This is a genomic window from Hymenobacter properus, from assembly GCF_015694735.1.
Lineage (GTDB): Bacteria > Bacteroidota > Bacteroidia > Cytophagales > Hymenobacteraceae > Hymenobacter > Hymenobacter properus.
Window position 1 is genome coordinate 445,698 of the sequence record NZ_JADQDP010000002.1, and the last position, 26,800, is coordinate 472,497.

Annotated in this window: 21 protein-coding genes and 1 tRNA gene; 11 read left to right on the forward strand and 11 right to left on the reverse strand. The window is 63.1% G+C overall.

The features are described from left to right. Nucleotides 1–42 precede the first annotated feature (42 nt). Nucleotides 43–969, reverse strand: coding sequence for a cation diffusion facilitator family transporter (locus I2I01_RS08035; RefSeq protein ID WP_196285933.1), 927 nt, complete (start codon nt 967–969; stop codon nt 43–45). Nucleotides 970–1,055: 86 nt separating this feature from the next. Beyond that, a complete protein-coding gene (locus I2I01_RS08040; protein ID WP_196285934.1) occupies nt 1,056–1,976 on the reverse strand; it encodes a cation diffusion facilitator family transporter in 921 nt (306 codons plus the stop codon). 158 nt (nt 1,977–2,134) lie between these two features. Here I2I01_RS08040 and I2I01_RS08045 point away from each other — a divergent pair, with 158 nt between their 5' ends. The 3 genes from I2I01_RS08045 (at nt 2,135) to I2I01_RS08055 (ending at nt 4,962) form a co-directional block, all read left to right on the forward strand. Continuing rightward, nucleotides 2,135–3,547: an APC family permease gene (locus I2I01_RS08045; protein WP_196285935.1), complete on the forward strand. Its 1,413-nt coding sequence runs from the start codon at nt 2,135–2,137 to the stop codon at nt 3,545–3,547. Between the two features lie 28 nt (nt 3,548–3,575). Next, nucleotides 3,576–4,148 carry a Crp/Fnr family transcriptional regulator gene (locus I2I01_RS08050; RefSeq protein ID WP_196285936.1) on the forward strand — a complete coding sequence of 191 codons (573 nt, stop codon included), beginning with the start codon at nt 3,576–3,578 and terminating at the stop codon, nt 4,146–4,148. A gap of 73 nt (nt 4,149–4,221) precedes the next feature. Further along, on the forward strand, nt 4,222–4,962 hold the full coding sequence (locus tag I2I01_RS08055) for an SDR family oxidoreductase (RefSeq protein ID WP_196285937.1): 741 nt from the start codon (nt 4,222–4,224) through the stop codon (nt 4,960–4,962). Nucleotides 4,963–4,991: 29 nt separating this feature from the next. Here I2I01_RS08055 and I2I01_RS08060 read toward each other — a convergent pair whose 3' ends face one another. The 8 genes from I2I01_RS08060 to I2I01_RS08095 form a co-directional block, all read right to left on the reverse strand. Next, nucleotides 4,992–5,711, reverse strand: coding sequence for a DUF92 domain-containing protein (locus I2I01_RS08060; protein WP_211537877.1), 720 nt, complete (start codon nt 5,709–5,711; stop codon nt 4,992–4,994). Continuing rightward, nucleotides 5,711–6,232: a GNAT family N-acetyltransferase gene (locus tag I2I01_RS08065; protein WP_196285938.1), complete on the reverse strand. Its 522-nt coding sequence runs from the start codon at nt 6,230–6,232 to the stop codon at nt 5,711–5,713. Before I2I01_RS08065 ends, I2I01_RS08060 begins: the two co-directional genes overlap by 1 nt. Further along, on the reverse strand, nt 6,232–7,224 hold the full coding sequence (gene hemB / locus I2I01_RS08070; protein ID WP_196285939.1) for a porphobilinogen synthase: 993 nt from the start codon (nt 7,222–7,224) through the stop codon (nt 6,232–6,234). Before hemB ends, I2I01_RS08065 begins: the two co-directional genes overlap by 1 nt. Nucleotides 7,225–7,288: 64 nt before the next feature. After that, entirely contained in the window at nt 7,289–7,993 is a 705-nt protein-coding gene (locus tag I2I01_RS08075) for a hypothetical protein (protein ID WP_196285940.1), read from the reverse strand. Between the two features lie 280 nt (nt 7,994–8,273). Continuing rightward, nucleotides 8,274–8,483, reverse strand: coding sequence for a hypothetical protein (locus tag I2I01_RS08080; RefSeq protein WP_196285941.1), 210 nt, complete (start codon nt 8,481–8,483; stop codon nt 8,274–8,276). A 381-nt stretch (nt 8,484–8,864) separates the two neighbouring features. Then, a complete protein-coding gene (locus I2I01_RS08085) occupies nt 8,865–10,004 on the reverse strand; it encodes an NAD(P)/FAD-dependent oxidoreductase (RefSeq protein WP_196285942.1) in 1,140 nt (379 codons plus the stop codon). A 107-nt stretch (nt 10,005–10,111) separates the two neighbouring features. Next, nucleotides 10,112–11,365, reverse strand: a complete 1,254-nt coding sequence (gene rocD / locus I2I01_RS08090; protein ID WP_196285943.1) for an ornithine--oxo-acid transaminase — start codon at nt 11,363–11,365, stop codon at nt 10,112–10,114. 66 nt (nt 11,366–11,431) lie between these two features. Beyond that, nucleotides 11,432–11,938, reverse strand: a complete 507-nt coding sequence (locus tag I2I01_RS08095; protein WP_196285944.1) for a hypothetical protein — start codon at nt 11,936–11,938, stop codon at nt 11,432–11,434. A 79-nt stretch (nt 11,939–12,017) separates the two neighbouring features. Here I2I01_RS08095 and I2I01_RS08100 point away from each other — a divergent pair, with 79 nt between their 5' ends. The 8 genes from I2I01_RS08100 to I2I01_RS08135 all read left to right on the forward strand — a co-directional run bounded on the left by I2I01_RS08100 (nt 12,018) and on the right by I2I01_RS08135 (nt 16,764). Beyond that, on the forward strand, nt 12,018–12,200 hold the full coding sequence (locus I2I01_RS08100) for a DUF5522 domain-containing protein (protein ID WP_196285945.1): 183 nt from the start codon (nt 12,018–12,020) through the stop codon (nt 12,198–12,200). Nucleotides 12,201–12,284: 84 nt separating this feature from the next. After that, nucleotides 12,285–12,524 (forward strand): 50S ribosomal protein L28, encoded by a 240-nt coding sequence (rpmB, locus tag I2I01_RS08105; protein ID WP_196285946.1) that lies wholly within the window; start codon nt 12,285–12,287, stop codon nt 12,522–12,524. A gap of 277 nt (nt 12,525–12,801) precedes the next feature. Further along, entirely contained in the window at nt 12,802–14,418 is a 1,617-nt protein-coding gene (locus I2I01_RS08110; RefSeq protein ID WP_196285947.1) for an aminopeptidase P N-terminal domain-containing protein, read from the forward strand. A gap of 104 nt (nt 14,419–14,522) precedes the next feature. Then, complete coding sequence (gene rpmG / locus I2I01_RS08115) at nt 14,523–14,705, forward strand: 50S ribosomal protein L33 (RefSeq protein WP_196285948.1); 183 nt, start codon at nt 14,523–14,525, stop codon at nt 14,703–14,705. An 8-nt stretch (nt 14,706–14,713) separates the two neighbouring features. After that, entirely contained in the window at nt 14,714–14,878 is a 165-nt protein-coding gene (locus tag I2I01_RS08120; protein WP_083322258.1) for a DUF4295 domain-containing protein, read from the forward strand. Between the two features lie 179 nt (nt 14,879–15,057). Next, nucleotides 15,058–16,029: a signal recognition particle-docking protein FtsY gene (gene ftsY / locus I2I01_RS08125; RefSeq protein WP_196285949.1), complete on the forward strand. Its 972-nt coding sequence runs from the start codon at nt 15,058–15,060 to the stop codon at nt 16,027–16,029. A 56-nt stretch (nt 16,030–16,085) separates the two neighbouring features. Beyond that, nucleotides 16,086–16,580 carry a Rieske (2Fe-2S) protein gene (locus tag I2I01_RS08130; RefSeq protein ID WP_211537879.1) on the forward strand — a complete coding sequence of 165 codons (495 nt, stop codon included), beginning with the start codon at nt 16,086–16,088 and terminating at the stop codon, nt 16,578–16,580. A gap of 110 nt (nt 16,581–16,690) precedes the next feature. Beyond that, nucleotides 16,691–16,764 (forward strand) — tRNA-Asn (locus I2I01_RS08135). A gap of 327 nt (nt 16,765–17,091) precedes the next feature. Here I2I01_RS08135 and I2I01_RS08140 read toward each other — a convergent pair. Then, nucleotides 17,092–26,640: an RCC1 domain-containing protein gene (locus I2I01_RS08140; protein WP_196285950.1), complete on the reverse strand. Its 9,549-nt coding sequence runs from the start codon at nt 26,638–26,640 to the stop codon at nt 17,092–17,094. Nucleotides 26,641–26,800: the final 160 nt, after the last annotated feature.

The window sequence follows — 26,800 nt, forward strand, 5'->3', positions numbered from 1 at the left end:
CATGCCGAGCGCAGCCGAGGCATGACGTTCTTCTTTTGCCTATTACAAAGCCGCCCGGCTCGACAGCGACTTGGCTTCTACGAAAATGCGCTTCATCTCGGGGTACTTGGCCCGAACGTCGTCCTGCAGCTTGTCGATGGCGTGCTCGATTTCCTCGGCCGTGAGGTGGTCCTTGAACTCCACGTCCAGGGCCAATACCACGTCGGCCGGGCCGAGGTAGGAGGTGAGGGGCGGCCCCACTTGCTCCACGTGGGGCTGGGACTGCACAATGCGCTCAATGTCGTCGATGGTTTCGTCGTCGACGCCGGTGCCTACCAGCAGGCGCTTGGTTTTGTAGATGAGAAACAGCGCCACGCCCACCAGCAGCACCCCAATGGCAATGGAGGCCGCGCCATCGAGATAGGGGTTGTTGAGCAAATGCCCGAAATACACGCCGGCCAACGCAATCACCAGGCCCAGCAAGGCCGCCAGGTCTTCGAGCAGAATGGCAAACACCGACGGGTCTTTGCTGCGGCGCAGCGTTTCCCAGAAGCCCGTGTCGCCCCGGTCGGCGTTGAAAGCTTTGAAGGCCAGGAAGCAGGAAATGCCTTCAAAAAGCAGCGACAGGCCCAGTACCCAGTAGTTCCAAGTGGGGTCGGAGATGGGGGCGGGATGCTTGAGGTGCTCGATGCCTTCGTAGAACGACATGCCGCCGCCGACGGAAAACACCAGAATGGCCACAATCAGGGCCCAGAAGTACAGCTCCTTGCTGCGGCCGAAGGGGTGGCGCTTGTCGGCCGGCTTCTCGGCCTGCTTCACGCCGTGGAGGATGAGCAGGCCGTTGCCGCTGTCCACCAGCGAGTGAATGCCCTCCGAGAGCATAGCCGAGGAGCCCGTGAAATACGCCGCCACGAACTTGCTGGCGGCAATGGCCACGTTGGCCCCGATGGCGCCATAGATGGCAAATTTTGAACTGTGGGCTGAACTCATGGCGGAGGTTGCGTGGGAGGTTGGGGCCGTAGCGCGGACTTTTAGTCCGCGAGTGGCGTAGTAGCCCCGCGGACTAAAAGTCCGCGCTACTGAGCGTGCCCGGTGAGCGAGGAGGCTTCGATGAAAATCTTGCTGAACTCCGGGTGTTGCGCTTTAATGCTGGTTTGCAGACGCTCCACCGCCTGTTCCACTTCCACTGCCGTGAGGTGGTCGTGAAACGCCACGTCGAGCGCCAGGATGCCGTCATTCGGACCCAGGTACATGGTGAGCGGGGGGCGCAACGCACTTACGGCCGCGTCTTGACGGGCCAGAGTTTCGAGCTGATTCAGCACGGCGGGGCTGGCGCCTTCGCCCACCAATAGGCCCTTTGCTTCGGTGAGCATAAACACGGCCATGCCCACCAGCAGCGCCCCAATGGCCATGGAAGCCGCGCCGTCGAAATACAGGTTATTCAGCAGATGCCCGAAGAAAATGCCCGCCAGCGCAATCACCAGGCCCACCAGCGCCGCCAGGTCTTCGAGCAGAATGGCGAACACGGCCGGGTCGCGGCTGGTGCGCAGGGCCTGCCAGAAGCCCTGTTCGCCCTGCGTCTTTCGAAACTCCCGGAACGCCAGCGTGCAGGCCACGCCCTCGAACACAATGGCCAGCCCCAGCACCCAGTAGTTCCAGGTAGGGTCGGTGAGCGGGGCGGGGTTTTGCAAGTATTGATAGCCCTTGTAAAGCGACATGCCGCCGCCCACCGCAAAAATGAGCACCGCCACAATCACCGTCCAGAAATAGATTTCCTTGCTGTGGCCGAAGGGGTGTTGCGCGTCGGCGGGCCGGGCGCTGCGGTTCATGCCGAACAGAATGAGCAGGCCGTTGCCGCTGTCCACCAGCGAGTGAATACCCTCCGACATCATGGCCGCGCTGCCGGTGAAGGCCGCCGCCACAAACTTGGAAGCGGCAATGGCCAGGTTGGCCCCAATGGCACCGTACACCACAATTTTAGAAGAGCTACCGGCCATGGATTTTAGATGAAGAACTGGTGAAGCGTTGGCCGGGCTTACGCGCAGGCAGTGGCAGGGGTTGGAATGTAGCGTGGACTCTGCGAGTCCGCGCCTGGGCGAACGTTCTGCCAGGCGCGGACTCGCAGAGTCCACGCTACATCGGTACTTTCGCCCCCATGTCCGCACCCACTTTGCAGCGCCGCCTGGGCCTTGTGCAGGCAACAGCTTTAAATATGATTGACATGGTGGGCATTGGCCCCTTTGTCACCCTGCCGCTCGTCATGGGCTTCATGGGGCCGAACTTCCTGCTGGCCTGGTTGGTGGGCGCGGCCCTGGCCCTGGTCGACGGCCTCATCTGGAGCGAGCTGGGCGCGGCCTACCCCGAAGCCGGCGGCTCCTACCGCTTCCTCAAGCTGGCCTACGGCGAACAGACCTGGGGCCGGTTCATGTCGTTTCTCTACGTGTGGCAGACGCTCATTCAGTCGCCGCTGGTGCTGGCCTCGGGCGCCATTGGCTTTGCCCAATACTTTGGCTACCTCGTGCCGCTCACCGAGTGGTGGCAGCCCAAAGCCGTGGCCGGCGCCGTGGTGCTGCTGCTCATCGTGCTGCTCTACCGCCGCATCGAAGACATTGGCAAGCTAGGCGTGGCTTTGTGGGTGGGCGTGCTGGGCCTCATGGGCTGGCTGATTGTGGGTGGCGTCACGCACCCCAACCACCCCGTCGACCTTTTCCCGGCGGGGGGCTTTCCGGCCTTGCCGGGCCTGCTCATCTCGGCGGCCATGGGCCAAGCGGCCGTCAAAACCATCTATTCCTACCTGGGCTACTACAACGTGTGCCACCTCGGCGCCGAAATCGTGAACCCGCAGCGCGTCATTCCGCGCAGCATTTTCCTGAGCATTCTGGGCATTGCGGCGCTCTACCTGCTACTGAACTGGAGCGTAGGGACGGTCATTCCCTGGCAGGAGGTGCAGGCTTGGCAATCCGGCGCCAGCGACAAATCGCAGTTCATTGTGAGCGTGTTTGTGGAGCGCCTCTACGGGCCGGCTGCTGCCACGGCAGCCACGGCGCTGGTGCTGCTGGTGGCGTTTGCCTCGCTGTTTGCGGTGTTGCTAGGTTACTCGCGCATCCCCTACGCCGCGGCAGCCGACGGCGAATTCTTGCCCCTGTTTGGCAAGCTGCACCCCACCAAGCAGTTCCCCTACGTGTCGCTGCTGCTGCTGGGCGGCGTAGGCTTCGTGTTCAGCCTGTTGTTCCGGCTGGGCGAGGTGATTTCGGCCATTCTGGCCATGCGCATTCTGGTGCAGTTTGTGGGGCAGGCCGTGGGGCTGGTGCTGCTCCGGCGCCGGCGCGGTACGGCGGCGCTGCCCTTCAAGATGCCCCTGTTTCCGCTGCCGGTCATTGTGGCCATTGCGGTGTGGCTGTTCGTGTTCGTGGGCATAGCGCCAGCTGAGGTGACCTGGGGCGGCGTCACCTTTAAGCTCTATTTCCAGCTGGCGGCGCTGGGCATGATGGCGCTGGGCACCGGCGCGTTTCTGCTCTGGAGCCGGCGGCTGGGGCGTTGGCCGTTTGCAAATAAGCCGGTGGCATAGTTTCGTTGCGCCTTTCGCCTGCTGCCCGATGCCCGCATCTCTCATCGCCTGTCTGCAAGACGCCGGCCCCATTCCCGAGGCCGACCAGGCGCTCATTCTCCAAGCCTGGCGGCCCCGCGCCGTGGCCGAGGGCGAAACGCTCTTTGCCGCCGGCCACATTTGCCAGGAGCGTTTCTTTATCGAGGAAGGCGTGCTGCGCATCATGGTGCTGCAGCCCAGCGGCAAGGAGGTGACGCACTTTTTCCTGAAAGAGGGCCAGCTGTGCACCATTCTCCACAGCTTCGACAACCAGGTGCCCGCCGCCGAAAGCATTCAGGCGGCCTGTGCGGCACAGGTATTGGCCATCACCCGGCCCCGGCTTGAGGAGCTTTACCAACAATTGCCCTACCTGCGCGCCTACATCAGTCAGATTACCCAGCGAGCCCTGCTCGAAAAGATTCAAATCCGCAACGCCTACTTGGGGTTGGATTCCACCACGCGCTACCAGCAGTTCCTGCGCCAGCAGCCCGATGTGGTGCGGCGTGTGCCGCTGGCCGACGTGGCTTCTTACCTGGGCATCACGCCGCAGTCGCTCAGCCGCATCCGCAAAAACATTCGGTAGCGCGCTTTTTACCATTTAGTAAGTGGCCCCACCAGGCCGCTGGGGACCTTTGTTTCAACCAAACAAAGCAACCATGAGCACCTCCACCACCCCCGGATTCTTAACCAACAAACGCGTCGTCATCCTTGGCGGCAGCGCCGGCATCGGCCTCGCCACCGCCCAGGCCGCGGCTGCCGAAGGCGCCCTAGTAGTCATTGCATCCAGCAACCAAGCCCGCGTCGATGGGGCGCTGCAAACCCTGCCCGCCGGCAGCGAAGGCTACGCCCTGGACCTCACCAACGAAGCGCAGGTGCAGACCTTCTTCGCGCAACGCGGTGCTTTCGACCACCTCATCTTCACAGCTGGCGAAAGCCTGCAGCTCGGCGAAGTTGCCACAACTGGCCTCGATGCCATGCGCCGGGCTTTCGAACTGCGCTATTTCGGCGCCATAACGGCCGTGAAATACGCCCAGCCACACCTGCGCCCCGGCGGCTCGGTAGTACTGACGACGGGCATTGCCAGCCGCCGCCCGGGCAAAGGCTGGGCTGTGGGTGCCAGCATTTGCGGGGCAATGGATGGCCTCACCCGCGCCCTGGCCGTGGAGCTGGCTCCCATTCGGGTAAATGCTGTCTCGCCCGGCATTGTCAGAACCGACCTGTGGGCCAGCATCCCCGAAGCCGAGCGCGAAGCCATGTATGCCAGCTTCAGCCAGCAGCTCCTGACTCGCCGCGTGGGCGAGGCTGTGGAGGTGGCGCAAACCTACCTCTACCTGCTGCGCCAGTCTTTCAGCACCGGCCAAATTGTGGTGGTGGACGGAGGAGGCGTGTTGGTGTAAGCAAATGGGTAGCTGTGCACAGGTGAGCTTTAGCCCAGCCAATGCATCAGCCCGCCAGCCACCAGCGCCCCGGTCAGGGTATTAATAAAGTTGACGGCGTTGTTGCCCAGCACGCCGCGCCGTTCCAGCGTGGCGCCCAGCACCGAATCCATCATGTTGCCAGCCGTGCCCGCCACCAGCAGCCAGCCAAACACCGGCCCCCAGCCCGCGCCCAAACAGTAGGCGCCCGCCAGCACGGCCGTGCCCGCCAGCCCCAACAGGGTGCCTTCCAAACTCACCACGCCGTTGAGGCCGCGCGTGTCGGGCCGGAAAGTCAGGATGTTATAGTAGCGCTGCCCATACACGTTGCCCAGCTCCGACGACAGCGTATCGGCCGTGGCGGCGCAGAAGCTACCGGCCAGCATCAGGCAAGCTAGCGGCGCTTGGGCGGGCAGCTGCCAGGCCCAAAGGCCCAGCAGCGCGGCCACGCCGGCGTTGGCCACCACCTGGCCGTCGGTGCGGCGGCCCTTGTTTTCTTCGGCTAGCCCCAGCCGACGCTTCTCGGCCACGCGCCAGCCGGAGGCCACTGTGCCCAGCCCAAAAAACAAAGCCAGCAGCGCCAGCCCGCCGAAGCCGCCACCTAGGTAAATCAGCAGCCCCAGCCCGCCACCCGTAGTGGCAGCGGCCGTCGTCAGTTTGCCGGCGCGCACGCTGTAGGCCATGCCCACGGCCAGCAGCGCCACCACCAAACCCAGCCGAGGCATGTCCATTACGCCAGCCGCTTTTCGTAGCAGAAGAACCGCAGCCCCGGCCGAAACGCCAGCGTGATTTCGCCCGCAAAGCGGTAGCCCAGCTTCGGAAACAGCCGCTGGGTGGCGGCGTTTTCGGAGTTGGTATCCACGCGCAACACTCGCAGGCCCTGCGCTACGGCTTGCTTCTCAGCCCGCTCCATCAGGGCCAGCGCCACGCCCCGGCCCTGGGCGGCCGGGTCCACGGCCAGACGGTGCGTCACGAGGGCGGGCTCGGTCACGTCCCAGTCGGCCTGAGCGTATTCGGCGTCCTGGTCTTGGGTGAGGGCGGCTACGCCGGCCACGGCGCCGTCCAGCTCAGCCACCCAAAGGTGGTTTTGCGCAATGTCGGTCAGGAAAACGGCCTCGTTCGGGTAGTCGGCCGACCATTGGAAGTTGCCGATGGCTTGCATTAGCGGCACCACCCGCCGCACCAACGCGAGGATGGCCGGAACGTCATCTGGCGTGGCGCGGCGGGTGAGGGGCCGTTCAGCAGTCTGCATTACCCGCGGCGCAGCACCTCGGCCGCTTCTTTGGCGAAGTAAGTCAGGATGGCATCGGCGCCGGCGCGCTTGATGCTCATCAGCACTTCCATCATGGTGCGCTCGCCATCCACCCATCCATTTTGGGCGGCGGCCTTAATCATAGCGTACTCACCGCTCACGTTGTAGGCCGTCACGGGCAGATGGGTGTGGTTTTTCACTTCCCGAATGATGTCCAGGTAGCTCAGCGCGGGCTTAATCATCACCATGTCGGCGCCCTCGGCCTCGTCCAGCGCCAGCTCACGCAGGGCCTCCAGGCGGTTGGCCGGGTTCATCTGGTAGCTTTTCTTGTCGCCCTTCTTGGGCGCCGACGACAGCGCATCCCGGAACGGCCCGTAAAACGCCGAAGCGTACTTGGCCGTGTAGCTCATGATGCTCACGTGCTGAAAGCCATTCTCGTCCAGCACCCGCCGAATCCAGGCCACGCGGCCGTCCATCATGTCGCTCGGCCCGATGATGTCGGCGCCGGCGCGGGCCTGGGCCAGGGCCATTTGGCCCAGCACTTCCAGGCTGGGGTCGTTGAGGATTTCGCCCGAGTCGGGGTCCACCACGCCGTCGTGCCCGTCGGAGCTGTAGGGGTCCATGGCCACATCGGTCATCAGCACCACCTTCGGGAACTGGCGCTTGATGTCGGCCACCGTTTTCAGGTAGAGTCCTTCGAGGTTGGTGCTTTCGCGGGCCATGGGGTCCTTCAGCACTTCGTTGATGTTGGGGAAGGGCGCGAAGGCTTTCACGCCTAGCTCCACGCACTGCCCGATTTCGTCAATCACCCGGTCGGCCGTGAAGCGCATGATGCCGGGCATCGACTTAATTTCCTCGGTCTGGTTCTGGCCTTCGGTGATGAAGATGGGGTAGATAAAATCGTGGGCGGTGAGGCGGGTTTCCTGCACCATGTCGCGAATGACAGCGGACTTGCGGTTGCGGCGGGGGCGGTGGGTCGGGAGAAAAGACACAGCGAATAGGATTGGTAAGACGGGTTGAAACAACCCCCGCAAAGGTAATGTTGGGCGGGCCCGGCTACCCGATACCACCGTAGGCTGCACCGGCTAGAAGGCACCCCCCGAAAAGAAGCCATAAAGCCAGCGTACCTAAGCTGACGCTTGGAAAGATGCTTAGAAGTCCCAGAATGATTCCGGCAAATATTCCCGTAATCATCATTAAACCGCCAATTATAAAAATAATTTGTCCGAGACTGGTATCGGAAACATCCTTTTGGGTAGGCTTCCGTGCCTTGTTGAGAATGATGAACTTAAGGCGATGCCGGGTTGGGCCAGAGTAGACGCTGGCCGAAGCGTGTTTATCAGGCCCAGCAAAGCCTCTGGCCCCGATGTAAGCGTCGACCAGATACATCAGCACCCCAACGCCCAAGCCCAACAAACCGCCAATTTTAATGCCTGATATTACCGCGGCCACACACAACGACACACCCAGCAAAAACATGATACCGCCCCAAGGCGGGTCATCAATCGAACGTTTGCGTTTAGGTTCGGAGGCCGCGACAGGCAGCGCGTGACGGTCGGCCTTGCCATGTGGCAGCAATTGCCCGCAACGCTTGACGACCCCAAAGCGGCTGCCATGCGGCGGCTGCCGTGTTGCGCGTTGCAATGCCGACAATGAAGAAGCTGCGGGAACTGCCGGCAACAAAGGATTCCCAAAACAAGCCGTTTCGCTCGGCTGTGTGGCTACTGCAGTCTTGGGAGTTAACTCCGCGTCCTGATACAAAGCAACTGGTTGAAACCGAAAAGCCACCTGCTCGCTCCGGCACCCTGCGGCCCAGCATATTAAAATTAGGAGACCCCAACCCCCATTTCGTGCTCGTGCCATTGGAACATTGTGATGAAAGACAATGGCCCAAGTTCACTAGCTCACCGTAGGAAAGCCTAACGTAATTTTCAATTAGTCAGACTTTAAAATGAAATTATATTTGGCGACAAATTACTGATTGATAAAATATTATAACAGTAATTATTCGATTTTATAAAACGGCGTGTTGCCACGCCTCTTACCGCCCAAACGGGTCGATGTACGCTACCAGCACGGCCAGCGCCGCCAGCCCGCCCACAATTATCCAGCCCAGCGCGCCGCCACTCAGAATGAGCCCCACCGCGGCAATGGGCAGCGTTATCAAACCCAGCACTCCCAGCACCGTGGTACCCAGCCCGGCTTCAGCAGTAGCGTGGGGCCGCTGGAGCAGCGCGCGCCGCTGCAGCAACGGCGGGCGGACAGTTTTGGGCGCTAACGCCGCTTTTGCTACGACGGCAAGGCGGGCTGCAGCTCGCGGCCGCCGTGCCTTGCCTGATACCCGCGCCACAACAGGCGCGGCATCATCGGCCGCTGCCGTTGCTGCCATTACCACTGCACCATTAGGGACAGCAACGGCCGAAGCCGGCGCTACTACCGCCACTGCCCGGCCCGAGGCAGGCTGAAAAGCAAAGCCAGGCCGGCTGCTCTGGCAGCTACTCATCAAGCCGACAAGCAGCGCCACCACGGGCAGCAAACGGAAAGGAAAAAAACGAGCACGCGTAACAAGAGGCATAGCAGGAAGCCGAAAGTAGAATCTGAACTGTGCTCTACGAATATCCGGGAGTTTTCGCTATGCGCCGGCCAGCATTTCGGCGGCGCGCCAGCCGGTGCCCGCGCCCAGGGCCACCCCCATGCCATTGCAGCGCACGGCGGCCAGCACGCCCGGCTGCGCCCACGCAATGATGGGCGCCAGCGCCGGCCCGAAGCCCATCACACCGCTCCACCGGTAGTCGATGCGCGGTTGCCGCCCGGGCAAAATAACTTCGTGCAGCAGGTTTTCAAGATAATGCTGCACGGTGGGCGTGAGGCCGGGCGCAGTGGTGGCTTCGGCCGCGAAGTCCAGGTTGCGCCCACCGCCGAGCAGTATGCGGTGGTCGGGCAGCTGGCGGAAGTAGGCGTAGCCGTGGTCGTAGTGGAAGGTGCCCGGCAGTTCCACGGCAGGCACTGGTTCCGTCACCAGCACCTGGCCCCGGCCAGGCATCACGGCGAGCTCCGGCAGCAGCTCAGTGGCAAAAGCGTTGGTTGCCAGCAGCACTTGGCTGGCTTCGACGGTCGCGCCGTTGGCAAGGTGCAGCGAGTGCCCGGCGGCCGAGGCTTCAATGATTTCTACCCCGCTATTGGTAAGCACCGGCACATCAGCAGCCCACGCGCGGGCCAGCAGGCTGCGCATCATGCGCCCGGTATTGAGGCTGCCCTCGTGCTCGTTTTTGAGCAGCGTGCCCACGCCCGCAAAACCAAAATGGCCCGCCTCAGTACTCGCATCCCGAAAGGTGCGGGCTTGGCCCACCACCGGCGCCAGCAGGGCATTGAAATAATCAATTCGTTCGCGGCACTCCGCTGCTAGTGCTGATTCTTCGTGCCGAAACAACTCGTAACCACCCACTGGCCGGTAGTCCAGCGCGGCATCGCTCAGCAGCTCGCGCAACCGTTGCAGCCCTTCGAAACGGGCCGCCACCACGGCTTGCAGGTCGCCGCGCTTTTCCTGCTCCATCAACTCCGAAACCGACCCGAAACAGGCAAAGCCCGCATTCTTGGTCGAGGCCCCGCTGGGCAACGCGCCGCGTTCTAGCACCACCACCCGCCAAGTAGGCCGGCGCTGCTTCAGGTAAAGCGCCGCCGTGAGGCCCACCAGCCCTGCACCAACGATGGCCACGTCGGCCGGGCCGAAAAAGGACTGGTGCTCCCAGTAGGACAGGTTTGTGTTAAACATGGGAGAAATCTATCATCCAGAGCGCAGCGAAGGACCTTCTCACGATGAAATGAATTTTGTTCTTTCGTGAGAAGGTCCTTCGCTGCGCTCTGGATGACGGAGAGCCATCAAAACGCAAGAATCACCTCTTCAATCACGTCGCAGGCCGCGTGCAACTGCTCCTCCGTAATCACCAGCGGCGGGGCGAAGCGGATGATGTCGCCGTGCGTGGGCTTGGCCAGCACGCCGCGCTCCATCAGGCTCACGCACACGTCCCAGGCCGTGCGGCCGTCGTCGGTGGGGTTGATGACAACGGCATTCAATAGGCCTTTGCCGCGCACCAAGTCCACCACTTCGGGGCGCTTGGCTTGCACCTGGCGCATCCGCTCGCGGAAAATCTCGCCCAGCCGGAAGGCGTTATCCGTCAGTTTTTCATCCTTAATGACGTCGAGCGCGGCGCGCATCACGGCGCAGGCCAGCGGGTTGCCACCAAAGGTAGAGCCGTGCTGCCCGGGCTGAATAGTGAGCATGATAATGTCATTGGCCAGCACCGCCGACACCGGCAGCACGCCCCCGCTCAGGGCCTTGCCTAGGATGAGAATATCCGGGTCCACGCCTTCGTAGTCGCAGGCCAGCATGCGGCCCGTGCGGCCCAGCCCGGTCTGGATTTCATCGGCAATGAACAGCACGTTGTGCGCCTGGCAAATGGCCGCGGCCTTCTTCAAATACCCCTCCGACGGCACCATTACACCCGCTTCGCCCTGAATAGGCTCCACCATAAAGGCACACACGTGCGGCTCCCGCACGGCTTCCTCCAGCGCCTCTAGGTCGTCGTAGGGCACCACTTGGTAGCCCGGCATGTAGGGCCCGAAGCCGTGGGTGCTGTCCCCGTCGGTGCTGAAGGAGATGATGCCCGTGGTGCGCCCGTGGAAGTTGTGCTCTGCCACAATGATGCGGGCCGTGTTTGGCGCGATGCCTTTTTCCTGGTAGCCCCACTTGCGGGCCAGCTTCAGGGCGGTTTCCACGGCTTCAGCCCCGGAGTTCATCAACAAAGCTTTGTCGTAGCCAAACAGCTCGCATAGCTGCTTCTCGGCCTCACCCAGCTGGTCGTTAAAAAACGCCCGCGACGTGAGCGTGAGCTGCTGCGCCTGCTTAGTGAGCGCCCCAATGATGTGCGGGTGGCAGTGCCCTTGGTTCACGGCCGAGTAGGCCGAGAGAAAATCGTAGTACTGCTTGCCATCTACATCCCACAGCAGCGGGCCTTCGCCGCGGCTCAGCACCACGGGCAGCGGGTGGTAGTTGTGGGCGCCGTACCGGTCTTCGAGCTGCATGAGCTGCTCGGCGCGGCGGCTGGTGGCGGTGGGGGAGGAGGTCGAATTCATAAGGCAGGTGGGAAAATGGGTGAGCCCACGAAACTACGATTTTCCCGCCCGCCGGGTGGCGTTTGCCTACCGAAACGGTAGGCTTTCCATCTGCTTCGACGTGTCGATGTAGCGGCCCACGTAGTTGCCTTCTTCGCGGCCACTGGCGCGCAGCAGCGTCCAGTCCACCACCGCCGTTTCGGGGAAGCTCACGGGAGTAGGCTCGGCTTTCACAGCTGCGTCGGCCGGCGGCAGCAGTAGGGCTTGCACCGTGTTGCCGTGCCAGCCCAGCACCCGCGCCGACGCCTGCCGGAAGCTGGTGTCCGTGGCAATCACCCGCACCGACAGCAGAAACTGGTCGCCGCTGGGTAGGCCCGCCAAAAACTTCTTTTTCGCCTGCGGCAACGTCCGCAACGCCTCGCGCATGGGGTCGGCCAGCGCAGCCTCCTCGCGCGTGAGGGCCGGGCGCACGCCCGCCGGGGCGGTATCGGCCGTGAGCACCACCGGCGCCGGGCCCTGGGCAATGGTAGGCAGCGCCAATAACAAGGCTGCCCCGGCCAGCAGCGGCCGCGCGAAGGAAGTAGACGTTTTCATAGAACGAATGTGCGGATTGCGAGAACAATATACGGCTTACCGCCCATTCAACGTACCGAGTCTTAACTTTGATTCGCCCATGCCTCCCGTCCAACCCCAGCCGCTCCAACCCGGCGATTTCTACTACACGCCCGAGGGCTACCTCGTTTTCACGGAGCAATATCACCTTCGGCGGGGTTCCTGCTGCGGCAGCGGCTGCCGCCACTGTCCCTGGAAATTTCGGCCCAAAAACAACCCTGCGGGCCCTTCCGGTCAGAAATAAGCAGGGGTGTTTGGTGAATGCCAGACTTTTGCCGATATTTGCGGCCCGTTTCCCTGCTTAGTAACTAATTAACCCTCCGATATCATGGCCCGTGTTTGTGATTTGACCGGCAAGCGTACCCGCGTTGGTAACAACGTTTCGCACGCTAACAACAAGACCAAGCGCAAGTTCTACCCGAACCTGCAGAAAAAGCGCTTCTACGTGCCCGAGCAAGACGCCTGGGTAACGCTGAAAGTGGCTACCTCCACCATCCGCACCATCAACAAGAACGGCATCATGGCCACCTTGAAGAAGGCCAAGGAGCAGGGCTTCATCGTTTACTAGATTTTAGCATCAGGTAGGGGTCGTAAGCAATAAGATGTAGCCGCGATGGCACCAGGTCTTTCTGCTTAATACTTTTTACTGACTACTCCATAAAGCCAGCGCCGCTGCGGTTGTCTCTCAGGCAACCGCAGCGGCGCTGGCTTTGTCTATTGGCGGCTAACTTGCATTATCACCTTCTTACCAGCTGGTTGCTATGCTACTATCGCTTTACCCTCGTTTCCGGACGTCACGGCCATGGCAGCACGTTGCGCAGCTGGCGCTGGCCGGATGGCTGGGAATGACCAGCCTTAACGCTTCGGCCCAAGCGCCCACGTCCATTCCCGAGCCGCTGGTTGACAACCCCGCGCCCGCCCGGCCCACCGATTTCCTGACGCCGGCCTTTCACAAGCAGCGCCGTGAGCTACTGCGGGCCCAGATGCCCGCCAATAGCGTGGCCGTCGTTTTCGCCGCGCCCGTGCGCAACCGGGCCAACGACGTGAACTACGTCTACCACCAAAACCCCGATTTTTACTACCTCACCGGCTACGAGGAGCCCGACGCCGTGCTGCTGCTCTTCAAGGAGCCGCGCACCGTGGGCGGCCAGCCGGGCATCACCGAGGCCCTCTTCACCCAGCCCCGCAACCCCGCCCGCGAGCAGTGGACCGGCCGCCGCCTGGGCGCCGCCGGGGCCAAAGGCCAACTCCGGTTACAGTTCGCTGCCGACAACAAAGACTTTGAAGCTGCCGGCATCAAGTGGGGAGATTTCGATAAGGTGTTGTTCGACAACCTGCCCACCGATGCGCGCGACGATGCGCGCAACCCTGCTGACCTTTACAGCCTGGTAAATACTTTCCGCCAGCAGGCCGGCCTGACCACCAACTACAACCCCGCCGTCTCGGAGGCTGAAAACATGACCCGCCGCTACGGCCTGCTCGATGGCAAGGGTGCCAACGGGTTCATCAGCCAAGCCATCAAGGACAATCCGGCGCTGGGTACCTCGGCGCTGCTGAAAGCTTTCCTGGCCGCGCCCAATGATGCCGCCCGCAAAGCCGCCATCGAAGCGCACCCACCCGGCCGGCTCGACGACGCCACGCTGGGCGAAAAGCTCGACGGCTTGCGCGCCATCAAAACGCCCGAGGAACTGGCCCTACTGCGCCGGGCCATCCGCATCAGCGCGCAGGGCCAGCGCGAGGTGCTGAAGCTGCTGCGCCCCGACATGGGCGAGATGGAGGTGCAGGGCCTGCACGAATACGTGTACCGCCGCTACGGCGCCGAGTTTCAGGGCTACCCCAGCATTGTGGGCGGCGGGGCCAACGGCTGCATTCTGCACTACGAAACCAACGACCGCCAGCGCCTCGACAACGACCTCGTGCTCATGGACTGCGGCGCCGAGTACCACGGCTACTCAGCCGACGTAACGCGCACCGCGCCACCCTCCGGCACGTTCAGCCCCGCCCAGCGCCAGATTTACGAACTGGTGCTGGCCGCTCAGGAGGCCGGCTTTGCCGCCTGCAAGCCCGGCGCCGAGTTCAATGCCCCCAGCAAAGCCACCCAGGAAGTGGTGGCCAATGGCTTGGTGAAGCTTGGTATCATCAAAAAGAAAGAGGATTTCCGCCGCTACTACCCGCACGGCGCCAGCCATTACCTTGGCCTCGACGTGCACGACCGGGGCCGCTACGGCCCCCTGCAGGCCGGCAACGTCATCACCGTGGAGCCCGGCATCTACATCCCCGCCGGCTCGCCCTGCGACCCCAAGTGGTGGAACATCGGCGTCCGCATCGAAGACGACGCGCTGATTACGCCCACCGGCTACGATAATTTATCGGCCGAAGCGCCACGTACGGTGGCCGACATCGAAAAGCTCATGGCCGAACCCAGCGCCTTAGAAGGCTTCAAACTGCCGGAGTTGAAGTAAGGCAGAGCCATTGTTTTACACGATGTTGACTTGACCCTTTGTGATTTCCAAAAATCCACGTACCTTTGCAGTCCTAAAAATTAAAATCATACACCCCCGTCGAGATGGCCAAGAAAGGAAACCGGGTGCAGGTTATCATGGAATGCACCGAGCATAAAAACTCGGGGATGCCGGGCACCTCGCGCTACGTCACCACCAAGAACCGCAAGAATACGCCTGAGCGCATCGAGTTGAAGAAATTCAACCCCATCCTCAAGAAAATGACCGTTCACAAGGAAATTAAATAACCTGAACAATGGCTAAGAAAGTAGTTGCTACGCTGAAAACCACCGAGAACGCCAAGAACTGGGCGAAGGTGATTCGGGCCGTGAAATCGGAGAAAACCGGTGCCTACACTTTCCGCGAGGAAATGGTGCTGCTCGACAAAGTACAGGAATACCTGGCCACCGGCAACAAGTAATTGTTGGCCGCTGCGGCTTCGTTAAAAGAGTAAAAAGTCCCACCTTCGTGGGACTTTTTGCAGTTTAAGGGGGTAGGAGGGAAGGAGTTTATGAGGGAATTGGCGGCGCAGCCGCACGGCTTTGGCAACCCTTTATACCTCCTCGAATCACGCCCTCATACCCTCATACCCTTCCCCTCATGGGCCTCTTCGATTTTTTTAAAAAAGATAAGGAAACCCCCGCCCAGCAAGCCTCGCTGGACGCGGGCCTGGAAAAAACCAAAACCAGTTTCTTCGAGCAGTTGAGCAAGGCCGTGGTGGGCAAAAGCACCGTGGACGAGGCCGTGCTCGACGACCTGGAGGGCCTGCTCGTGCACGCCGACGTGGGCATTGAAACCACCGTCAAGGTCATTGACCGTATTGAAGCGCGCGTGGCGCGCGACAAGTACGTGAGCACCGGGGAGCTCGACCGCATCCTGCGCGAGGAAATCGCCGAGCTGTTGGAAGACAACAAATCCGGCTCGATGGCCGTGCTCGACCGCGCGGGCAGCACCGGCCAGCCCTTCGTCATCATGGTGGTGGGCGTGAACGGGGTGGGCAAAACCACCACCATTGGCAAGCTGGCGCACCGCTTCCACGCAGCTGGCAAAAAAGTGGTGCTGGGCGCCGCCGACACTTTCCGCGCCGCGGCCGTCGACCAGCTCATCATCTGGGGGCAGCGTGTGGGCGTGCCCGTGGTGAGCCACGGCATGAACACCGACCCGGCTTCGGTGGCCTTCGATGCGGTGAAAAAAGGCGTGGAAATGAATGCCGACGTGGTCATCATTGACACGGCCGGCCGCCTGCACAACAAGGTGAACCTGATGAACGAGCTGAGCAAAATCAAGCGCGTGATGCAGAAAATGATTCCCGATGCACCGCACGAAGTGCTGCTGGTGCTCGACGGCAGCACGGGCCAGAACGCCTTCATGCAAGCCAAGGAATTCACCAAAGCCACTGAAGTTACGGCCCTGGCCATCACCAAGCTCGACGGTACGGCCCGCGGCGGTGTGGTCATCGGCATCTCGGACCAGTTCAGCATTCCGGTGCGCTACATTGGGGTGGGGGAGAAGATGACCGACCTGCAGTTGTTCGACCGGCACACGTTCGTGAATTCACTGTTTAAGAAATAAGCGCCGCCTTCCGGCGTTTGCTGGATAAGCCACTTCGAGCGCCGAACTATTGGCCCTTGAAGTGGCTTATTGCTTTTCCGCCTTTATTTCGTGACGATATGAGCCATTATTCTTGGATGTTGCCGGCTGCAGGCGTTGCCTTGGCGCTGGCCAGTTGCGGCAGCAAAAACGACAGCCAGCCGGCTATTCCTTATGCTCCGGTCAACCTTAGCATTAACCTGACCAGCCAGGAATACGTGAAGTTGCGATTCGATAACGGGGCGGTAATGCTGCCGGTGAAGGGCCCCGCGGGCAATGGGGGCGTGAAGGGCGTCATTGTGGTGCGGCAGAACGCGACTTCTTACCTGGCCTTCGAGCGCAACTGCCCCTACCAACCTTACGATGCCTGCGCTCTGGTAAGCTTGGACCGAAATTCGAGCCTGTTTATGCGGGATTCCTGCTGCAATTCACAATTTAATTTGCAAGGACAAGTCACCGGCGGACCGGCCTCGCGGCCACTTAAACAGTACAATGTCAGCCAACAAGGTTCGCAGCTCAACATTACGAACTGAGCTAGCTGGCGAATTTTTGAAAAAATATTATGCAGAGCTTGTGTATCTCTGAAAAGCCGTTGTAGATTTGCACTCCGAAACGACAACAACCGGGTTTCGGACTAGAAAAAGCTTCCTTAGCTCAGCCGGTTAGAGCATCTGACTGTTAATCAGAGGGTCCCTGGTTCGAGCCCAGGAGGGAGCGCTAAAAGGCCTCTTACGTTAGCGTAAGAGGCCTTTTTTATTTAATGCCCGCGGTTTAGCCCCCGGTTGATGTCGAGAGCTTACTAAAACATCGCCTCGGTACACCGGGCTAGGGCCGCCGGAGTGATGCCCAGCCCGTGTAGCTTGGTGGCGTATTGCCGGCCCATGCCCCACACATCTTCCACTGCTACCAGTTGCCAGTCGCTGCCAGGCCAAATGCCAGTGCAAATTGCGTAGCCCGGTCGCCGGTGGACTCTCCCCATTAAACGTCAAAAAGCCCGTCGCGGGAACGACGGGCTTTTCAACTTGGGTAAAAAGACCAGGGGCCTTACTCCACCGTGAGGCGCAAGGCTTTGCTGCCGGCGTGCACCACATACACGCCCGCCGGCAGCCCGACCGGCAGCGCCAGCGCGGCCGTACCAGAAGCATCGGCCATAGCGGCCAGCACCTCGCGGCCCAGGGCGTCGTACACGCGCACTGTCGTGCCCGGTACCGCGCCCGTGAGGGTAGCCGCGCCGCCGTGCGTCGGGTTGGGAAACAGCGCCAGCGTGGCCGGGCCGCCTACCGTCACGGTGCGCATGGGCGAGTAGCTGAACGTGCCATCCAAATCCACCTGCCGCAGGCGGTAGTAGAGTTGATTGGTTTCGCCGGGGTACTGTCGGTCGAGGAAGTCGTAGCGGTGGATGCTGACGCTGCTGCCGGCGGCGGCCACCTGGCCGATGCGCTCGAAGATGCGGCCGTCGCGGCTGCGCTCCACCTCAAATCGGTCGGAATTCTTCTCCGAGGCCGTGGCCCAGGCCAGCGCCACGGTGGTACCGCGCTTTTCAGCCGTAAAGCTCAGCAGCTCCACGGGCAGCGGGGTGCTGCTGCCGGTGAGGTAGAACTCAGAGAAGTGGTCGGCCACGGTCATTTCGGCCGCAAACCAGGCCGTGCCGGCCGGCGAGCTGGCCGGGGCGGGCAGCACGCGGCGCTCGCCGGTGGCGTCGTTATTGCCCAACTGGCAGTCCTCGTTGGGGCCGCTGTATTGGGTGGCTTTCAGGTTGGCCAGCGTGGCGGTGTTGTCAGCCGCCAGCAGGCGGGCCTGCTCGCTATTGAGGCCGTAGAGGCGCAGCTGCACGGTGCGGCCGTCGAAGCGGCCGGCGCTGGCCGTGAGGTGCCAGTTACGGTCCAGGTAGGAGCGGCTGCCGGCATCGTGGCGCACGGGCTGGGCCGGGTCGGCCAGCAACACGTCGATGGAGAGGTTGCCCAGCGAAGTACCGGTGTAGTTGTAGGCTGCCACCACCTGGCCGCCGCTGCTCAGCAGGTAGTGCCAGGCGCCGTCGCCCACGCTGGCCGTGGCGGGCACGGCCGGCAGGCAGGTGCCCAGGGTGGTCCCGCTGTACACGGCCAGTACGGTGAAGGGCGGCGCGCTGGCGCTGTTGCCCAGCCCGGGCGTGCCCACCACCACGGCGCTGCTGCCCGGCACCGCGCCGGCCGGCACCACGGCCGTGAGCGAGGTAGCCGAATTCACCGTTACGCTGCTAGCCGCCACCCCGCCAAACGAGACGGTGCTGCCCGCCGCGAAGCCCGTGCCCGTGATGGTAACGGGCATCCCCGGCAGCTCAGCCGCCGTGCTCAGCACCGTGATGGTGGGCATGGTGGTGCAGGGCGTGAGGGTGACGGTGTTGGAGGGAGCCGACGTGGCCCCGTTGAGGCTGGCCACCACCGAGTAGCTGCCGGCCGTGTTGGTGACGAGCGGGTTGGTGGTGGTGCCGCCCGGCGAGAAGGTGAACGTGGCCCCACTCACGGGAGTAGGCATATTGGGGATACCGTCAGCGTTGAGGCGAATGAGCTTGGGGGCAGCAGCGCCGTTATAGTTCAGGAATGAGCCGCCGGTTACCAGGATGTTGCCGTCGGACTGTACCAGTACCCGCCGCGCCCCGTTGTCGAGGCCCGAACCACCAGCGTTGAAGGTGCCATCCACACTGCCAGTGGTGGTGAGCCGCGCGATGCGGCTGCCAGGCCTAGTGAAGGTGCCGACTACCACTATCTTACCATCGGCCTGCAGCGCCAAGTGGTTCACCGTGCCGCTTAAGGCCCCGGCGTTGAAGGTGCCGTCGGTGCTGCCGTTAGCGGTGAGTCGGACAAGGTAGCGGAGGGATTGCGAAAAAGTACTCCCATGCACCAGCACTTTGCCGTCGGCCTGCAGGGCAAGCCCATACACCGTATTTTGAAAGCTGTTGCCGACGGCAAAGCTGGCGTCGGGGCTGCCATCGGCGTTGAGCCGGATGAGGTAGCTAGCCGTAGCGTCCTTGTACATGGTGAAGTCGCCGCCCAGCAGAATTTTGCCATCGGGCTGCACCACAATGCTGTTCACCACGCCATTGAGACCCACGGTAGCACCCGTACCGGTGCCGAACAGAATGTCGGGGCTGCCGTCGGGGTTGAGCCGGATGAGGCGGTTGGCCGTCGCACCCTGATAGGTGGTGAAGTCGCCGCCCAGCAGAATTTTGCCATCGGGCTGCACTGCAATACTGTTCACGCCCACCGTGCCGCCGGTAAAGCCCGCACCGGCGCCGGTGTTGAAGGTGGCGTCGGGGCTGCCGTCGGGGTTGAGCCGAATCAGTTGGTTGGCCGGCGCGCCCTGATAGGTGGTGAAGATACCGCCCACCAGCAGCTTGCCATCGGCTTGCAGCGCGGCGCTATACACCGTGCCATTGAAGCCGGCGGTAGCACCCGTGCCGGTACTGAAGGTAGACGTAGACTCGGGGCTGCCGTCGGGGTTGAGCCGGATGAGGTGGTTGGCCGTCGCACCCTGATAGGTGGTGAAGGCACCGCCCAGCAGCAGCTTGCCATTGGGCTGCTCCAGTGCAGCAAAGACGGCCAAATTAATGCCGCCCCCGGCAGCAAATGCCGGGCTAGCGGCCGTGGCCGTGAGGGTGCGCGGCTGGCACACATCCAGCGGCCCGGCCGGGCTCAACGTGGCCACCAGGTCCAGGGGGCGGGGCGTGTAGGTAAAGGACGTGGCCGTGGGCACGTTAACGCCCTGCGCAGAGGTGAGGGTAATGACGCCGCTGGCCGCCCGCACCGGCACCAGCACCGTGAGGCTGGTGGCCGTCTGTACTGCATTAGGGTCTAAGAGGGCTAGCTCACTGCTACCGCCGAAGCGCACGCCGCGCACGCGGTTCAGGTTAGTACCGGTGATGGTGACGGGCGTACCCGCCAGCCCGCTCTGCGGCGAAAAGCCGGTGATGGTCGGCGGCAAGGCCGTATTGAAGCGAATAAAAAGGTCGGCCATTGAGAAAATAGGGACCTGGCTATTAAAGTCATAGCCCGACTGGTAGCCGAGGTGCGGCGTAACCAAGTCGAGGGTGCCGTCGTTGTCCATGTCGCCTAGCGCCACGGAGGCCCGACTTCCCCCAGTGGCAAAGTCGGAGCCGCCGCTGAACGTGCCGTTGCCGTTATTTAACCGCACCGCCGCTTGCCCCGGAGAGTTGCTGCTACTCGAGTAGCCAGCCGCCGCCAGGTCGAGGTAGCCGTCGCCGTCCACGTCGCCCAGCGCCAGGGAGCCCGGCGTGAAGCTCACCGGATAGTCGGTGCCGCCCCCGAACGTGCCATTGCCGTTGTTGAGCCGCACGCTCAGCGAGGCCGCCGACCCACTGCTCGTCGCAAAGTCCAGGTAGCCGTCGCCGTTCACGTCGCCCACCGCCAGCTTATTGAGTGCGCCGCCCACGGGCACGTCAGTGCCGCCGCTAAAGCTGCCGCTGCCGTTGTTGAGCCGCACGCTCACCTGGTTGTTGTTGGCTATCAGGGCATCCAGGTCGCCGTCGCCGTCCACGTCGGCCAGCGCCACATCCGACGCTGCATTAGCTGTGGGGATGCTGGAGGCAGTAGTGGAGGCGCTAGTGAAGTTGCCAGTGCCATCGTTGAAGCTGACGGACGCCTTGCTGGCGGCTATCAGCATGTCCAGGTCACCGTCGCCGTCTACGTCGCCCAGTACTACGTGGCTAGGTCCAGTATATGAGTATAGATAAATATTTCGACCACCAGGGGGAAATTGACCTTGCGAGTTGTTCAGCCTAACGGTGATGCTGCCATTGTAAGTTGTTGGGGTTATGACAATGTCCAGGTCGCCGTCGCCGTCTACGTCGCCCAATGTAATGTTGCCGGGGTCAGAGAGCGGATTGCTGCCGGCCGCGTCAAACTGGCCGCCCCCCGCCCCTAGCCGCACCACTACCCCCGGGGATGGAAAGGCAGAATAAAAGCCCTTGCTGTAAGGGTCACTGGTTACCACGTCCAGCATGCCGTCGCCGTTCAGGTCGCCCACGGCTACCGAAGTCGCCGCTCCTCCCATGTTGAGCTGCGTCGGGGGGGTGAGGAAGGTACCGGTGGCCGGGACCGTCCCGGCCGTGAATTCATGCACTTGGGCCAGCGCATTGTAGCCTGCCGTGCTCTGCACCGTGGCCGGCACCGTCACCATCACCCGTTCGCCGGGCGCAAACGGACGGGTCGGGTCCACGGTAATGAGGTTGCCGCTGGCGGTGGCATTGCCGCCGCGCACCAGTTGCCCACCGCTTTGCGAGCCAAACACGCGCACGTTGCCCGCCGTGCCCGTCGCAATGGGCTGCGAGAAGGTGAGCGCCACGTTGGCCCCCCGCGGGGCCGTGGGCAGGTTGCGCGCCGGCGACACGCCCGTGAGCATGGGGGCCTGGCTCACGGCTTGCAGCGGCACGCTGGCCGCGGTCAGGTAGAACTCGGAGAAATGGTTGGTCACGCTCACCTGGGCCGTAAACCAGTCGGCCCCGCTGAGCATGGTGGCGGGCGCGGGCAGCAGGCGCGACTCGCCGTTCGGGTCGTTGTCGACCAGGTCGCAGTTTTCGTTGGCGCCGCTGTATTGCGAGGCTTTCAGGCCGGCCAGCGTGGCGTTGGCATCCACCGCTGCCAGGCGGGTCAGCTCACTGCTCAGTCCGAAGAAACGCACGCGCACAGTCTGGCCGGTGAAGGTCTTGTTGGTGGCCGTCAGGTAGAAGTTGCGGTCGAAGTAAGCCTGGACGTTGGCGTCGGTGCGCACGGGTGCGGTCGTGGCCGTACCCAGGTCGAGCATGCCTGCCGACACGGTGCCCAGGTTGCGGGTGTCCTCGATGGCGGCCACCACGGCCCCGCCCGCGCCGGGCAGGCGCAGGTAGCGCCAAGTATTGGCCCCGCCGCTGCCCGTTATGCTCACGCTGGCCGTGGCCAGGCAGCCGCTGGCCGCCGTGCCCCGGTACACTTGCAGCACCTCAAAAGCGGGGCTGTTGGGGCTGCTGCCGGTGGCGGTGCTCACCACTACGGCGCTGCTGCCCGGCGTGGCGCCCACCGGCACCACGGCCGTGAGCGAAGTAGCCGAGTTGTAGGTCACGCTGGCCGCGGCCACCCCGCCGAAGCTCACCGTGCTGGTGCTGGTGAAGTTGAGGCCCGTGAGCGTCACGGCCTGGCCCGGCAGTTCGGCTGCGGGGCTCACCGTGTTGAGAATGGGCGTGGGCGCGCCCACCGTGAAGGCCGTGCTGCTGCCCGTGCCGCAGCCGGCCGCCACGGTCACGGTGCCCGCACCGAGCGGGGCCGCGGCCGGCACCACGAAGGTGAAGCCCGTGGCCGTGCTGTTGGTCACGCTGGTAAAGGCGTTGGCCCCGTTCACCGTGAGGGCCGTGAGACCGGCCAGGTTGGTGCCCGTCACCGTGACGGGGCTACCGCTCCCGGCCGTAGCGGGCGAGAAGGTGAGCAGGCTGATGGGATTGTAAATGAGTACCGGGCTGGTGCGCGCGGTGGTGCTGCCGTCGCCCACTTGGCCGGCGGTGTTCAGGCCCCAGGCCCAAGTGGCTCCGCAGCTCTGTTCGCCCGCCGAGTAGCCGGTGCCCGCCGCAGCGCTCAGCCAGCTGGTGACGGCCGCCACGGATTGCGGGGTGGTCTGGTTGGTGGTGTTGCCCAGGCCGAGCTGGCCGTTGGCATTGGCGCCCCAGGCCCAGAGCGTGCCGTCGGCCTGCACGGCCAGGCTGTGCGCGTCGCCAGCGGCGGCGCTCAGCCAGTTAGTGCTAGTACCCACCCGTTGGGGCGTGTTTTGATTGGTGGTGTTGCCCAGGCCGAGTTGGCCGTTGGTATTCAGGCCCCAGGCCCAGAGCGAGCCATCGGCCTGCACGGCGGCCGAGTGTAATTTGCCCGCCTTCGCACTCACCCAGTTAGTGCTAGTGCCCACCCGTTGGGGCGTGTTTTGATTGGTGGTGTTGCCCAGGCCCAACTGGCCGTATTCGTTGCCGCCCCAGGCCCAGAGCGAGCCATCGGCCTGCACGGCCAGCATGTATTTTTCGCCCGCGGCCGCACTGGCCCAAGTGGTGCCGGTGCCTACCCGCGTCGGGCTGTTCGCCTGGAGTGTGCTGCCCAAGCCGAGCTGGCCGGAGCCACTGTAGCCCCAGGTCCACAAAGAGCCGTCGGCCTGAACGGCCGCCGTGTGGTAAGTGCCCGCTGTCACACTGGCCCAGCTGGTACTGGTGCCCACGCGCTGCGGGGTGTTTTGATTGGTGGTGTTGCCCAGGCCGAGCTGGCCGCTGTCATTCAGGCCCCAGGCCCAGAGCGAACCGTCGGCCTGGATAGCCAGCGTGTAGCTACCGCCGGCGGCCACGCTCACCCAGCTATTGCCGGTGCCCACGCGCTGCGGGGTGTTTTGATTGGCCGCGCTGCCCAGGCCCAGTTGGCCGTTGGCGTTGTTGCCCCAAGCCCACAAGGACCCGTCGGCCCGCACGGCCACCATGTGGCTGCCCCCGGCGGCCAGAGTAGTGGCCCGCGAAAACAGGGCCGTGGCTACCGGGGCGGTACCGCCGCCCGTGGTGGCCGTCACGGGGCCGCTTTGGGCGCCGGCGGGCACTACTACCCCCGTAATCTGGGTGCCGGCGGCATTCACCACGAAGCCGCTGGTCACGGTTTTCACCCCGGCGCTGCCCGTGAAGGTGATGGCGCTGGTGCCGCTCAGGTTGGTGCCCGTGAGGGTGAGCACCGTGCCCGGCACGCCCAGGAACGGGCTCACCGCCGTGAGGGCGGGCTGCGGCACCGTGAAGCTGCCGGCGCTGACGGCGGTGCCGTAAGAAGCAATCACCGAAATCGGCCCCGAAGTAGCCCCGGCCGGCACGTTCACCGTGATTTGCGTGTCGGAATTGACCACGAAGCCCGGAGCCAGCACGCCGTTGAAGCGCACGGCCGTGGTCGTGTTGAATTCCGTGCCCGTAATGACTACCGTGGTGCCCGCCTGCCCGCTGGTGGGCGTGAAGCTGCTGATGGTGGGCTTGACGCAGGAAATGGCGGCGGCGAAGCCGGACATGTAATAATTCGTATTGCCGGAGGTGAAATTCAGCGTCAGCTGGCCGGTGGGGTTCGTGGCTGTCACGACACCGCCCGCGCTGCCGGCACCGAAGGAGCGAAGGAAGGGCGCGCTGGTGTTGGGGCCGTCATACACGCGCAGGACATCCGTACCACTTCTTGTGTTTATCTGGGAGAAGCTGAGTCGCACCTTGGCTCCGGCCGTGGCCGGCGTGATGGTGGTCGTCAGGTTCTCGTCGTTGCCGTAGTTGCCGTTGGGCCCGCCCGAATCGTAGATGCTGCCCGAGCAGGTGGTGACGGCCGCCGTGCCAATCAGAATGACGTCGGTGGCAAAAACGCTGCTAGTACCCGTGCCGAAGCTGGTGGTGACGGTGATGGGGCCGGTGGTGACCCCGGCCGGCACCGGCACCGTAATCTGGGTGCTGGAGTTGACCACGAAGTTCGGCGCCGCCAAGCCGTTGAAGGCCACGGCCGTGGTGCCAGTAAAGTAGTTTCCCGTCAGGACTACGCTGGTGCCCCCCGTGCCGCTGGTGGGCGTGAAGCTGCTGATGACCGGGGGGAGCGGCGTGAAGTCGGTGCTGCTGCTGCCCGCGCCGTTGGCGTTGCTCACGCTGATGCGCCCAACCGTGGCCCCGGCCGGCACCGGCACCGTAATCTGGGTGCTGGAATTGATGACAAAACCCGGGGCCGGCACGCGGTTATTATAAACCGAACCGTTGAATGCCACCCCCGTCGCGTTGGTAAAACCGGTGCCCGTGATGACCACTAAATCCCCCTGCCCCCCGCTGGACGGCGTGAAGCTGCTCACCGTAGGCATGCCCGTGGCGCAGGAAACGGCGGCGGTATAATTGGCGACGCCCTGTCTCCAGGTAAGATTGCCAATCAAGCGAACCGTGAGCTGGCCGGTGGCATTGGTCGCCGTCACGGTGCCGGGAACGTCGTTCTGGTAGTATTGCCCGATGAGCGGGGCATTGGTATCCGGCCCGTCGTAAATGGAGAGGACGACCGATTCATTCACGCTGAACTGCGAGAAGCTGAGGCGCACTTTGGCCCCGGGCGTGGCCGGCGTCAGGGTAGTGGTGGCACTGCCGGCGGGGTTGCCGGCGCTAGGGCCGCCCGGGTTATACAGCGTGCCCGAGCAGGTAGTAATGGCCGCCGGGCCCATCCAGTAGGTACCAGTGATAAAGTGGGCCGCACTGGTGCCCTTGTCATAGGCATTGGTGACACTGATGGGGCCGGTGGGGGCCCCGGCCGGCACCTGCACCGTAATTTGGTTGTCATTATCGACTGTGAAGCTCGTCGCCGCCAGGCCGTTGCCCAACGTGTTGTTGAAGGTCACGGCCGTGGTGCCAGTAAAATTCCTTCCCGTCAGGACCACGCTGGTGCCCCCCGTGCCGCTGGTGGGCGTAAAGCTGCTGATGTACGGGCGATTCACGCAGGAAATAGTGGCGGCAAACCCCGTGCCGTTACTGCCGGAAAGGGTTAGTATGTTTCTGAAGACGACGGTGAGCTGGCCCGTGGCGTTGCTCGCGGTCACGGTGCCAGGGGGGGTGTTCCGGGAGTACTCCCCGATGAGCGGGGCATTGGTATCCGGTCCGTCGTAGAGGAGGAGTCTGCCTTCATCGTATGGCACATAAAAAGACGTGAAATTGAGGCGCATTGAGGCCCCGGGCGTGGCCGGCGTCAGGGTAGTGGTATAGGTCTTGGGGTACGCGTAGTCGTAGTTCGTGGTATTGTAGATGGGGCCGGCGGGGTCGTACAAGGTACCCGAGCAGGCGGTTATGGCCGCCGGAGTCATCCAGTAGGAATCGGTGCTGGTATAGTTGGCAGCACTGGTGCCCGTACCAGAGCCATTTTGCACACTGATGGGGCCGGTGGGAGCCCCAGCCGGTACTTGCACGGTTATCTGGTTGTCAGAGTTGACGGTGAAGCTCGTCGCCGCAATGTCGTAGCCCAACATGCTGTTGAAGGTCACGTCCGTGGCGCCGGTAAAATTTCTTCCCGTCAGGACCACGCTGGTGCCCCCCGTGCCGCTGGTGGGCGTAAAGCTGCTGATGTACGGGCTCCTCTGACAGGATATAATGGCGGAAAACCCCACCCCGCTACTGCCGATAGGGTGTACCAGGGTTTTGAGAACGACGGTGAGCTGGCCCGTGACGTTGTTCGCGGTTACAGTGCGGGGGTTCTGAGAATACTCCCCGATGAGCGGGGCATTGGTGTCCGGCCCGTCGTAGATAAAGAGACTGCCTTCACTAGCTTGCCCATAATATTGCGTGAAGATGAGGCGCACTGAGGTTCCGGGCGTGGCTGGCGTCAGAGTGGTGCTGTAGGTCGTGTTAGAGCTCGTGGTGTTGTTGACCGGTCCGGCGGGGTCATACAAGTTGCCCGAGCAGGTGGTGATGGCCGCCGGAGTCATCCAGTAGTCCTGTGCCCGGCTCAGCAGCGGCGCCACGAGCAGGAGCAGCACGACGGCCCAGCGGAGGCGGAGGGGTAGTGAGGGAGCCGCGCACCGCGAGGCACCTTTTGGCAAAAACAGCGAGGAGACGTACTTCATAAAAATAAGTGGAGGAGGTAGGATAGATAATCAGAGACTGGGGTGCGGTACCGAAGGCGGGTACCCTTGGTCGCGAAGTGTTCGCGTCGCCTAGTCGAGTGCGGTGGGGAGTGCCACTTGAGCCGGGGGAGTGCTGCCGGTTTGTCGGGCTATTGGCTGC

What these genes read in the sequence shown, in the direction of transcription:
- I2I01_RS08035 (WP_196285933.1), bottom strand. Translation starts at nt 969, where the DNA reads ATGAGTTCAGCCCACAGTTCAAAATTTGCCATCTATGGCGCCATCGGG.
- I2I01_RS08040 (WP_196285934.1), bottom strand. Translation starts at nt 1,976, where the DNA reads ATGGCCGGTAGCTCTTCTAAAATTGTGGTGTACGGTGCCATTGGGGCC.
- I2I01_RS08045 (WP_196285935.1), top strand. Translation starts at nt 2,135, where the DNA reads ATGTCCGCACCCACTTTGCAGCGCCGCCTGGGCCTTGTGCAGGCAACA.
- I2I01_RS08050 (WP_196285936.1), top strand. Translation starts at nt 3,576, where the DNA reads ATGCCCGCATCTCTCATCGCCTGTCTGCAAGACGCCGGCCCCATTCCC.
- I2I01_RS08055 (WP_196285937.1), top strand. Translation starts at nt 4,222, where the DNA reads ATGAGCACCTCCACCACCCCCGGATTCTTAACCAACAAACGCGTCGTC.
- I2I01_RS08060 (WP_211537877.1), bottom strand. Translation starts at nt 5,711, where the DNA reads ATGGACATGCCTCGGCTGGGTTTGGTGGTGGCGCTGCTGGCCGTGGGC.
- I2I01_RS08065 (WP_196285938.1), bottom strand. Translation starts at nt 6,232, where the DNA reads ATGCAGACTGCTGAACGGCCCCTCACCCGCCGCGCCACGCCAGATGAC.
- I2I01_RS08085 (WP_196285942.1), bottom strand. Translation starts at nt 10,004, where the DNA reads ATGTTTAACACAAACCTGTCCTACTGGGAGCACCAGTCCTTTTTCGGC.
- rocD (WP_196285943.1), bottom strand. Translation starts at nt 11,365, where the DNA reads ATGAATTCGACCTCCTCCCCCACCGCCACCAGCCGCCGCGCCGAGCAG.
- I2I01_RS08095 (WP_196285944.1), bottom strand. Translation starts at nt 11,938, where the DNA reads ATGAAAACGTCTACTTCCTTCGCGCGGCCGCTGCTGGCCGGGGCAGCC.
- I2I01_RS08100 (WP_196285945.1), top strand. Translation starts at nt 12,018, where the DNA reads ATGCCTCCCGTCCAACCCCAGCCGCTCCAACCCGGCGATTTCTACTAC.
- rpmB (WP_196285946.1), top strand. Translation starts at nt 12,285, where the DNA reads ATGGCCCGTGTTTGTGATTTGACCGGCAAGCGTACCCGCGTTGGTAAC.
- I2I01_RS08110 (WP_196285947.1), top strand. Translation starts at nt 12,802, where the DNA reads ATGACCAGCCTTAACGCTTCGGCCCAAGCGCCCACGTCCATTCCCGAG.
- rpmG (WP_196285948.1), top strand. Translation starts at nt 14,523, where the DNA reads ATGGCCAAGAAAGGAAACCGGGTGCAGGTTATCATGGAATGCACCGAG.
- I2I01_RS08120 (WP_083322258.1), top strand. Translation starts at nt 14,714, where the DNA reads ATGGCTAAGAAAGTAGTTGCTACGCTGAAAACCACCGAGAACGCCAAG.
- ftsY (WP_196285949.1), top strand. Translation starts at nt 15,058, where the DNA reads ATGGGCCTCTTCGATTTTTTTAAAAAAGATAAGGAAACCCCCGCCCAG.
- I2I01_RS08140 (WP_196285950.1), bottom strand. Translation starts at nt 26,640, where the DNA reads ATGAAGTACGTCTCCTCGCTGTTTTTGCCAAAAGGTGCCTCGCGGTGC.